10 protein-coding genes are annotated in these 9,975 nt (G+C 39.4%); all 10 read left to right on the forward strand.

The window, feature by feature from the left end; genetic code table 11:
- The first annotated feature begins 19 nt into the window (after positions 1 to 19).
- A complete protein-coding gene (uvrA, locus tag HR057_RS08625; protein ID WP_173731031.1) occupies positions 20 to 2,893 on the forward strand; it encodes an excinuclease ABC subunit UvrA in 2,874 nt (957 codons plus the stop codon).
- 308 nt (positions 2,894 to 3,201) lie between these two features.
- Positions 3,202 to 3,504, forward strand: coding sequence for a DUF4870 domain-containing protein (locus HR057_RS08630; RefSeq protein WP_173731032.1), 303 nt, complete (start codon positions 3,202 to 3,204; stop codon positions 3,502 to 3,504).
- A gap of 78 nt (positions 3,505 to 3,582) precedes the next feature.
- Positions 3,583 to 4,695, forward strand: coding sequence for a DUF4097 family beta strand repeat-containing protein (locus HR057_RS08635; protein WP_173731033.1), 1,113 nt, complete (start codon positions 3,583 to 3,585; stop codon positions 4,693 to 4,695).
- A 130-nt stretch (positions 4,696 to 4,825) separates the two neighbouring features.
- Positions 4,826 to 5,032: a PspC domain-containing protein gene (locus HR057_RS08640; protein WP_173731034.1), complete on the forward strand. Its 207-nt coding sequence runs from the start codon at positions 4,826 to 4,828 to the stop codon at positions 5,030 to 5,032.
- Positions 5,029 to 5,388, forward strand: a complete 360-nt coding sequence (locus HR057_RS08645) for a phage holin family protein (RefSeq protein ID WP_173731035.1) — start codon at positions 5,029 to 5,031, stop codon at positions 5,386 to 5,388. Before HR057_RS08640 ends, HR057_RS08645 begins: the two co-directional genes overlap by 4 nt.
- A gap of 186 nt (positions 5,389 to 5,574) precedes the next feature.
- Positions 5,575 to 6,510, forward strand: a complete 936-nt coding sequence (gene hprK / locus HR057_RS08650) for an HPr(Ser) kinase/phosphatase (RefSeq protein ID WP_173731036.1) — start codon at positions 5,575 to 5,577, stop codon at positions 6,508 to 6,510.
- 241 nt (positions 6,511 to 6,751) lie between these two features.
- Positions 6,752 to 7,576 carry a prolipoprotein diacylglyceryl transferase gene (lgt, locus tag HR057_RS08655; protein ID WP_173731037.1) on the forward strand — a complete coding sequence of 275 codons (825 nt, stop codon included), beginning with the start codon at positions 6,752 to 6,754 and terminating at the stop codon, positions 7,574 to 7,576.
- A gap of 43 nt (positions 7,577 to 7,619) precedes the next feature.
- Positions 7,620 to 8,564: a nucleoside recognition domain-containing protein gene (locus tag HR057_RS08660; protein ID WP_230474399.1), complete on the forward strand. Its 945-nt coding sequence runs from the start codon at positions 7,620 to 7,622 to the stop codon at positions 8,562 to 8,564.
- A complete protein-coding gene (gene ppaX, locus HR057_RS08665) occupies positions 8,554 to 9,201 on the forward strand; it encodes a pyrophosphatase PpaX (protein ID WP_173731039.1) in 648 nt (215 codons plus the stop codon). The genes HR057_RS08660 and ppaX overlap by 11 nt, the downstream gene beginning before the upstream one ends.
- 69 nt (positions 9,202 to 9,270) lie before the next feature.
- Positions 9,271 to 9,777, forward strand: coding sequence for an acyltransferase (locus tag HR057_RS08670; RefSeq protein ID WP_173731048.1), 507 nt, complete (start codon positions 9,271 to 9,273; stop codon positions 9,775 to 9,777).
- Positions 9,778 to 9,975: the final 198 nt, after the last annotated feature.

Genomic DNA, 9,975 nt, shown 5'->3' on the forward strand with positions numbered 1-9,975 from the left:
AAAAAGAAAGGAGACTACAATGACAGTTGAAAATATAGTCATAAAAGGTGCCCGCACCCACAACTTAAAAAATATCGATGTCACCATCCCGCGTGATAAACTAGTCGTCTTGACCGGGTTGTCCGGGTCCGGAAAATCATCGCTTGCCTTTGATACGATTTACGCTGAAGGGCAGCGCCGCTATGTAGAATCGCTATCAGCTTATGCCCGCCAGTTTTTAGGGCAAATGGACAAACCGGATGTTGATACGATTGAAGGGCTGTCACCTGCTATTTCGATTGATCAAAAAACAACGAGCAACAATCCGCGCTCAACCGTTGGAACCGTAACGGAGATTTATGATTATTTGCGCCTTTTATACGCCCGCATCGGCCGCCCTGTCTGTCCGAATCATGGGATTGAAATTACATCACAGACGATTGAACAAATGGTTGACCGGATTCTTGAATACCCGGAACGGACAAAATTGCAAATTTTAGCGCCAGTCGTACGCGGTAAAAAAGGCGAACATATCAAAGTGTTTGAAAATATTAAAAAACAAGGTTATGTACGCGTGCGGGTCGACGGCGAAATGATGGAAATTAACGACGACATTAAACTAGAAAAAAATAAAAAGCATTCGATCGAAGTGATCGTCGACCGTGTCGTTGTAAAAGAAGGCATTTCCTCACGGCTTGCGGATTCCATTGAAACAGCTCTAAAGCTTGGGGAAGGCTATGTCATCGTTGATATTATCGGTGAGGAAGAGCTGTTTTTCAGTGAGCACCATGCTTGTCCTGAATGCGGGTTTTCAATCGGAGAGCTCGAGCCAAGAATGTTTTCATTTAATAGTCCGTTTGGTGCCTGCCTTGAATGCGATGGATTGGGAGTAAAGCTTGAAGTGGATCTCGATCTTGTCATTCCACATTGGGACCGCTCGCTCATTGAGCATGCGATTGCACCTTGGGAACCTACGAGTTCGCAATATTACCCGCAGCTTTTAAAAGCTGTTTGCGATCATTATGGCATAGACATGGAAATTCCGGTCAAAGATATTCCGAAACATTTATTAGATAAGGTTTTATATGGCAGCGGCGGGGAAAAAATTCATTTCCGCTATGAAAATGATTTTGGCCAAATCCGCGAAAATTATGTTGAGTTTGAAGGTGTTATTAAAAATATTGAACGGCGCTATCATGAGACATCTTCCGATTATATTCGCGAACAAATGGAACAATATATGGCGCACAAGGCTTGTCCTACTTGTAAAGGGCACCGCCTGAAAAAAGAAAGTTTGGCCGTATTGATTGACGGAAAACATATCGGAGAAATTACGAATTTATCAGTTGAAGAAGCCTATCAATTTTTTTCAAACCTTCAATTGACGGAAAAAGAAAAGAATATTGCGCGGCTCGTTCTTCGCGAAATTAATGAGCGCTTAGGATTTTTAATCAATGTCGGTCTTGATTATTTAACACTTTCGCGGTCTGCTGGAACATTGTCTGGGGGAGAAGCACAGCGGATCCGTTTGGCAACGCAAATCGGTTCCCGTCTGACGGGTGTGCTTTATATATTAGACGAACCATCGATCGGTTTGCATCAGCGTGACAATGACCGTCTTATTCAAACGTTGAAAGATATGCGTGATCTCGGCAACACGCTTATTGTCGTCGAACATGACGAAGATACGATGCTTGCAGCCGATTATATTATCGATATTGGGCCTGGTGCTGGTGTCCATGGTGGTACAGTGACATCCCAAGGGACTCCGGAAGAAGTGATGAATGATCCAAATTCGCTCACTGGCCAATATTTGTCCGGTAAAAAATTTATCCCGCTGCCGGTGGAACGCCGGAAAGGTGATGGCCGTTATTTGGAAGTTGTCAAAGCAAAAGAAAACAATCTTAAAAATATTTCGGTTAAAATCCCGCTTGGAACTTTCATTTGCGTAACCGGTGTATCTGGCTCAGGAAAAAGTACGCTTGTTAATGAAGTATTGTATAAAGCAGTTGCCCATCATTTGTATAAATCGAAACATAAACCGGGAGCTCATAAAGAAATTAAAGGAATCGATTATTTAGATAAAGTGATTGACATCGATCAGTCGCCGATTGGCCGGACACCGCGTTCCAATCCGGCTACGTATACAGGCGTTTTCGATGATATTCGCGATGTATTTGCCCAGACGAATGAAGCAAAAATGCGCGGCTACCAGAAAGGACGCTTTAGCTTTAATGTGAAAGGCGGCCGTTGTGAAGCTTGCCGCGGCGACGGTATTATAAAGATTGAAATGCACTTTTTGCCAGACGTTTACGTTCCGTGTGAAGTTTGCCATGGCAAACGTTATAACCGTGAAACGTTGGAAGTGAAATATAAAGATAAAAACATTTCCGATGTATTAAACATGACTGTCGATGATGCGCTTGAGTTTTTTGCCAATATCCCAAAAATTAAGCGTAAGCTTCAGACGATTGCTGATGTTGGTCTCGGATATATTAAGTTGGGTCAGCCAGCAACAACTTTATCCGGCGGGGAAGCCCAACGTGTAAAACTAGCATCAGAACTGCATCGCCGCTCTACCGGCCGCTCATTGTACATTTTAGATGAACCGACGACCGGCTTGCATGTTGATGACATTGCACGTCTCCTTAAAGTATTGCAGCGGCTTGTGGAAAACGGCGATACCGTCCTTGTCATTGAACATAATTTAGACGTGATAAAAACGGCTGACTATATTATCGATTTAGGACCAGAGGGTGGAAGCCGGGGCGGCCAGATTATTGCAACTGGCACGCCGGAAGAGATTTGCGAAGTCGAAGGCTCTTACACGGGCAAATATTTAAAGCCGATCATAGAACGCGACCGCGCCCGAATGGAAGAACGGCTTGAAAAAATTGAAGCCATTGGCAATTAAAATCATAGATTGGATCAAAAAAGACAAGACGCACACGGATACATTTGATCACGGTATTCCAACAATCAAGCTGATCGGAAAGCGTTAGGAAGTGCAGTGCATGTGATCTTTGACTGCCTTCTAAGCTCTTTGATTTCTAAAACTATCATCGAAATAGAATATTAGAAAATTAAATTCCATGGATGGCTGTTGGATGGCTGTTATATAGCCATCTTTTTTTTTAATTTCATAACATTTTTCTCGAATCATGAAACGAAATGCCTAATTCGTTCGTATATATCTATGAATAAAAAAAGGAGATGTTTTCAGTGGATACAAACCGGCTTATTTCGTCATTATGTTATTTCAGCATTTTCTTTGCAGGTTTTCTTTTTCCAATTGCTATTTATTTTATTGTTGATAGCTATGAAGTAAAAGAACATGCAAAAAAAGCACTGATTTCCCATGTAATTCCTTTTTTATCAGTGATAGGTTTTATCTTTTTATTTCTACTATCTGGCGGACATCCTTCTATCATTGGCGGTTTTTCCATCCTATTAGCGATTGGTTTGATCAATATTGCGGTCGTTGTCTGGAATATTGTCAAAGGCATCAAAGTTTTGATCTATTAAAAACATTGGCCTATAAAAATTAAATAATCGATAGTTTTTCGAAATCAATATAATTTTTCAATGGATGGAGGAATAAAAATGAATGAAGAACGCAAGCAAATTTTACAAATGTTAGATGATGGCAAAATTACTGTTGATGAAGCTTTAAAATTATTGGAAGCCATTGAAGGACCGAAAAAGGACGCACAAGAGCCGGTATCAAAATCTGAAGGAACAGAAATCTCAACTTACATTTCAGAAGATTCCACTTATCGAGAAGAGGAAAGAAAATTTGAGAAACGGCAGTCTTTTAAGGACAAGTTTACGGAGTTTATTGATAGTGCCTTGCAAAAAATCAAAGATGTCGATTTTGATTTTAATTTTGGCCCATATCAGGAAGTGAACCATATTTTTCAGCATCGTGATGTCATTTTGTCTCATATCCATGTGGATATTTCCAACGGATCTTTAACGATCATTCCATGGAAAGAACAAGATGTACGGATCGAATGTAAAGCGAAAGTCTACAGACATGAATCGTTTGAAGGAGCAAAAACATATTTCTTAAAAAATACCCGTTTTTTCATCGATGGAGAAAGCATGCGTTTTTCCGTTGAACCGAAGCAATTAAAATTGAAGACGGTCATTTATATTCCTGATGTGCTGTACGATAAAATACAATTACGTCTGTTTAATGGCCATGTTGACGGTAAACAATTGCGCGTAAGCAAGTTAAAGGTGAATACAGCTAACGGAAATATAGAGTTCGCTGATATTGATGGGAAAGACTTTGAACTCGAAACAGCGAATGGTCATATTAAAATTGAGGGCGGCCGTGCTCAAGAAATTGAGGCGGAAACTATTAATGGGCAAATCGATGTTACAGGATCGTTTGAAAAAGTAGACTTGCAAACTTTCAGCAGCAATATTAACTGTAAATTGACGGATGCTTCAGGTAAATTCGTTGTTCTAAATACAACAACAGGTAATATTGATTTAACGGTGCCAAATACAATCGAAGTAAAAGGTAAAGTGAAATCAAATATCGGCGGCTTTACATGCGACCTTTCTGATTTAGAAATCATCGATGAAAAGAAAGATATGATTCAAAAAGAAATGCATTTTTCCGCTAACAAAGGAAAAACGGGCAAACTATATGTTGAAGCTAGCTCAACAACAGGTTCGATCGTAGTAAAAAATGAAGAAAATTAATTTGCAGTTGGGAAAACAGGTACATGATTATATATGCCAAGGGTTCTATCAAATTTCATAAGGGGCTTCCTCCAAGAATGAATTTGTGGATGAAGCTCTTGCCGAAAACTATTAGAAAGGATGTTCAGTTATGAAGAAAAAATTGTACAGATCAAGATACAATAGAAAAATAGCGGGTATTCTTGGCGGTTTAGGAGAATATACCGGCATTGACCCAACAATTTTAAGAGTTTTGTATGTGTTGTTATTAATTTTTACTGGTGCTTTTCCTGGTATATTCATTTATATTATTTTAGCCTTTATCATCCCTTATGATGACGGCGTGATCGATGGATGAGATGGCTAGCCCACATTTTAATAAACAGTTTAGTTCTCATCGTAGTTGCGGGCTATGTCAAATCATTTCATATTGATGGCGTTGGTTCAGCGATTATAGCTAGTTTAATCATTTCTATTTTAAATATTTTTGTAAAACCGTTGCTTGTTTTAATTACTCTTCCAGTTACAGTGTTGACCTTTGGATTATTTCTCTTTGTCATTAATGCAATTACATTATTAATAACTGACGAAATTATGGGTTCAGCGTTTGAAATTGAAAGTTTTGGTGCAGCTCTACTGGCAGCAGTTTTTATTTCAATATTAAATTTACTCATTCAAAAAGTTATTATCGAACCGCTCAGTAAAAAAGACTAAATGGACTTTTAGATTGGGACCACCGCTTCTGTTTATGCAGGAGCGTTATTTTTTTATATTTAACTGCTATAGGTTGGACTTGCAGATTGAAAACAAAAGGACTAAATAATTTCGTGTTTTATGAAAATAATGCTAAAATATAAAAATATAGTATGTAGGGTTTGTGGAGTGGAGGAAAGGAAACACATGGCGAAAGTACGCACGAAAGATGTCATTGATAAATTTAATTTTGAATTGATTTGCGGTGAAGAGGGTATTAATCGTCCAATTACAACGAGTGATTTGTCAAGGCCGGGCATTGAGTTGGCAGGCTTTTTTGATTTTTATCCGGCTGAACGTCTGCAAATTTTGGGGAAAACTGAACTTTCTTTCTTTGCTCAATTGCCGCCGGAAGTTCGTAAGGAACGAATGGAAATGTTATGTACAGATATGACACCTGGCATCATTATTTCGAGAGGACAAGATGTCCCAATTGAGTTAATTGAGGCTGCGACGCAAAATGATGTGCCGGTGATCCGTTCGCAGTATAAAACAACGCGTTTATCAAGTCGTTTGACAAATTATTTAGAAAGTTTGTTAGCACCTACAACTGCCATTCACGGTGTTTTAGTGGATGTTTATGGTGTTGGGGTGTTAATTACTGGAAAAAGTGGTGTAGGTAAAAGTGAAACGGCGCTTGAGCTCGTTAAACGCGGCCACCGCTTAATTGCTGATGACTGTGTGGAGATTCGCCAAGAAGACCAAGATACGCTAATTGGCAGCGCTCCTGAACTAATAAAACATTTACTCGAGATTCGCGGACTTGGAATCATCAATGTCATGACATTGTTCGGGGCAGGGGCTATCCGCAATTATAAAAAAATCTCATTAGTTATTAATCTTGAGCTTTGGGATCCAACGAAAGTGTATGACCGATTAGGTCTTGATGAAGAGAAAATAAAAATTATAGATGCAGAAATCCAAAAGATTACGATTCCTGTTCGCCCGGGCCGGAACTTGGCTGTTATCATCGAAGTTGCAGCTATGAATTTCCGCTTAAAACGAATGGGTGTCAACGCAGCTGAACAATTTTCTAACCGCTTGACCGATGTAATTGAAGAAGGGGAGCATGAAGAATTTTAAAGCAAACGAAGCTTTTAAGACAATATAGGAAAAAGCCGAATTCTGTGGAAAATAGCAGAAGCGTGGCCTAACCATCGCTTCAACATCATAAGAGATTGCATCGTTTCTATTACATCTAAAGCCAAATCTTCAACATCGCGCCATAAAAAGGCCGATCGATGTTTCTTACGCTTGCGGTTGGCCAAATGTCCTTTATTTTCGTCATACATATAAAGAATCCACTGCCTAAAGGAGTGAAAAGATGGAACCTGACATTCAACAGTTGGATCGTGTTTTTTTAGAAATTGGGCCACTCACCATTTATTGGTACGGTGTCATTATCGCTGTCGGGGCAATGCTCGGGTTGTGGCTTGCCCAAAGGGAAAGTGTTCGAAGGGGGTTGCCGAAAGAAACATTTTTAGATCTTGTTTTATATGCTATTCCAATTGCTATTTTGTCGGCAAGAGCTTACTACGTCATTTTTCAATGGGATTATTATTCTCAAAATCCAGGTGACATTATTAAAATTTGGGAAGGCGGGCTGGCTATCCATGGTGGGCTCATCGGTGCCATCTTAACAGGTTATGTCTATGCGAGAAAGCGTCATTTGTCTTTTTGGAAGCTCGCTGATATCGCTGCACCGAGTATTATTTTAGGGCAAGCGATTGGACGCTGGGGCAATTTTATGAACCAGGAAGCCCATGGTGGGCCGGTTACACGCGAGTTTTTAGAAAATCTCCATTTGCCGAAATTTATTATCGACCAAATGTATATTGATGGCGTTTATTATCATCCGACATTTTTATATGAATCGTTATGGAACTTGACTGGTTTTTTCGTATTATTAGCTTTGAGGAAAGTCAATTTGAAGCGCGGTGAAATCTTTTTAAGCTATTGTGTTTGGTATTCAATCGGCCGCTTCTTTATTGAAGGATTGCGGACTGATAGCTTAATGCTGACAGAAAATTTGAGGATGGCCCAATTTATTTCGATCGTATTAATTATTGCTGCAATCATTACTTGGGTTGTTCGCCGCTTGAAAGGTTATGCGAATACGAGATATTTGGATCAAGATCAAGGATATTAAAGCTTCTCACATCAGCGAAGAGGAAAATAGGGAGAGAAAATCTTTGGAAACCATTCGAAAAGGTCTAAACGTAGGTTTAAAAACAACTTGGATTTTAGGTAAAATCATATTTCCAATTACATTGATCATAACCATTTTACAATATACCCCGGTTTTACCATGGATCGTTAAGTTGATTGAGCCTTTTATGGGGTTGTTAGGTTTATCGGGGAATGCAGCGATTCCGCTTGTTTTAGGAAATTTTATCAATTTATACGCAGCGATCGGTGCCATGTTATCCATGGATTTGACGGTAAAAGAAGTATTCATATTAGCGATTATGTTGTCTTTTTCTCACAATATCATCGTTGAATCGACTGTGGCTGCGAAGGTTGGTGTTAAACTTTGGATCGTTGCTAGTGTGCGTATCTTTTTGGCTATTATCTCCGCATTCGTGATAAATCTCGTTTGGCACGGGGGAAATGAATTAGCTAAGTTCGGAATGATATCCAATCATCCTAGCGAAACCGTTAACGGCATAGGCGAAATGGTCTGGCAAGGGATAGAAAAAGCATCGCTTGGAATATTGCAGCTTGCGATCATCGTCATACCGTTAATGATCATGATTCAATATATGAAAGACTTGCATTGGATTGATCATTTTTCAAAATGGATGGCACCGGTGTTAAAAATATTAGGAATGAAAGAAAATACGTCAACGACATTGGCAGCAGGAATATTGTTTGGGCTTGCGTACGGGGCAGGTGTGATGATTCAATCAGCAAAAGAAAACAGCGTTTCGAAAAAAGATTTATACTTAGCTTTTATTTTTCTAGTGTCTTGCCATGCGGTTATTGAAGACACTTTAATATTTGTCCCGCTTGGCATCCCTGTTTGGCCGCTGTTAGTTATCCGTCTTACAGTTGCCATAGTACTAACAATGATTGTTGCATTGATTTGGAGACGGATTGAGTTTATAGGGAGAAAGGAAGCAGCATATGAAAGTTGACACATTGCTATTTGACTTAGATGGAACATTGATTGATACGAATGAGTTGATCATCACTTCATTCCAACATACATTAGATCATTATTTTCCTGGTCAATTTACAAGAGAAGATATTTTACAATTTATTGGACCTCCATTGATTGATAGTTTCAGTAAGTTAGATCGTGATAAAGCGGAAGAAATGATGCAGTTTTATAGAAATTTCAATCACGCCAAGCATGATGAACTTGTAAAAGAGTTTCCTGGTGTGTACGATGCCATCAAAACATTGCACGAGAAAAATTATAAGTTGGCGATTGTTACGACAAAAAAACGAGTAACGACCGAGATGGGTCTAAAGTTAACGAAGCTTGAGCCATTCTTTGATGCCGTTGTCACTTTAGATGAAATTACCCATGCAAAACCTCATCCAGAGCCGCTTTTAAAAGCGCTCGATCTTGTAGGGTCGAAACCGGAACAAGCCATAATGGTTGGGGATAATCGTCATGATATTGAAGGAGGAAAAAATGCGGGAACGCTCACAGCTGGTGTAGCATGGGCGTTAAAAGGCCGCGAACATCTTGAACAATTCAAACCGGATTTTATGCTTGAGTCTATGTTTGACTTAGTTGAAATCGTTCATAAATTAAACAAGTAACTGCCTTTGAGATGGAAACAAAAAACTAGAACGGAGACTAAAAAAGTGAAAAGAAGAACGACGAGATACATGGTAACGGAAGCCAATTCATTATGGCAAGTATATAAAACCGTTCCATTTTGGAAAGTTGTCAAAAATTTTACAGTCATCCAGCTTGCTCGCTATACTCCTTTTTTGCCATTAAAAAATTGGCTCTATCGGACATTTTTGCATATGGAAGTAGGAAAAAATACGTCCTTTGCTTTAATGGTCATGCTTGATATTATGTTTCCTGAAAAAATCAAAGTTGGCAGCAATACGATCATTGGCTATAATACGACGATCCTTGCCCATGAATATTTGATAAAAGAATATCGTTTGGGTGAAGTCATAATCGGCAACGATGTTATGATTGGCGCTAATTCAACCATTTTACCGGGGGTTGTCATCGGTGATGGTGCCATCGTTTCAGCCGGAACACTCGTTCATAAAGATGTCCCACCCGGCGCTTTCGTCGGTGGAAATCCGATGCGGATTATTTATACAAAAGAAGAGATGGAAGCAAGGGAACAAGAAGATCATCATGATAAAGAATAGTAGAGTAGAATTGGCTCGGGGGAATGCAGCTTAAGAAACCTCCGGGCTTTTTCTATAATGATTGATTTTGTGCAAAAAGAACGGAATAAACAAAGTTTGAAGGCAGAATAAAATGCTGTTCGAAATCAGTTCAGTGAACTACTCACCACTTATCAACCTTACGGTTTGATTGAAGTGGGAGCTTCTCGGGTAATCCTA

It is taken from the genome of Calidifontibacillus erzurumensis (genome assembly GCF_013303125.1).
GTDB classification, from domain to species: domain Bacteria; phylum Bacillota; class Bacilli; order Bacillales; family Bacillaceae_J; genus Calidifontibacillus; species Calidifontibacillus erzurumensis.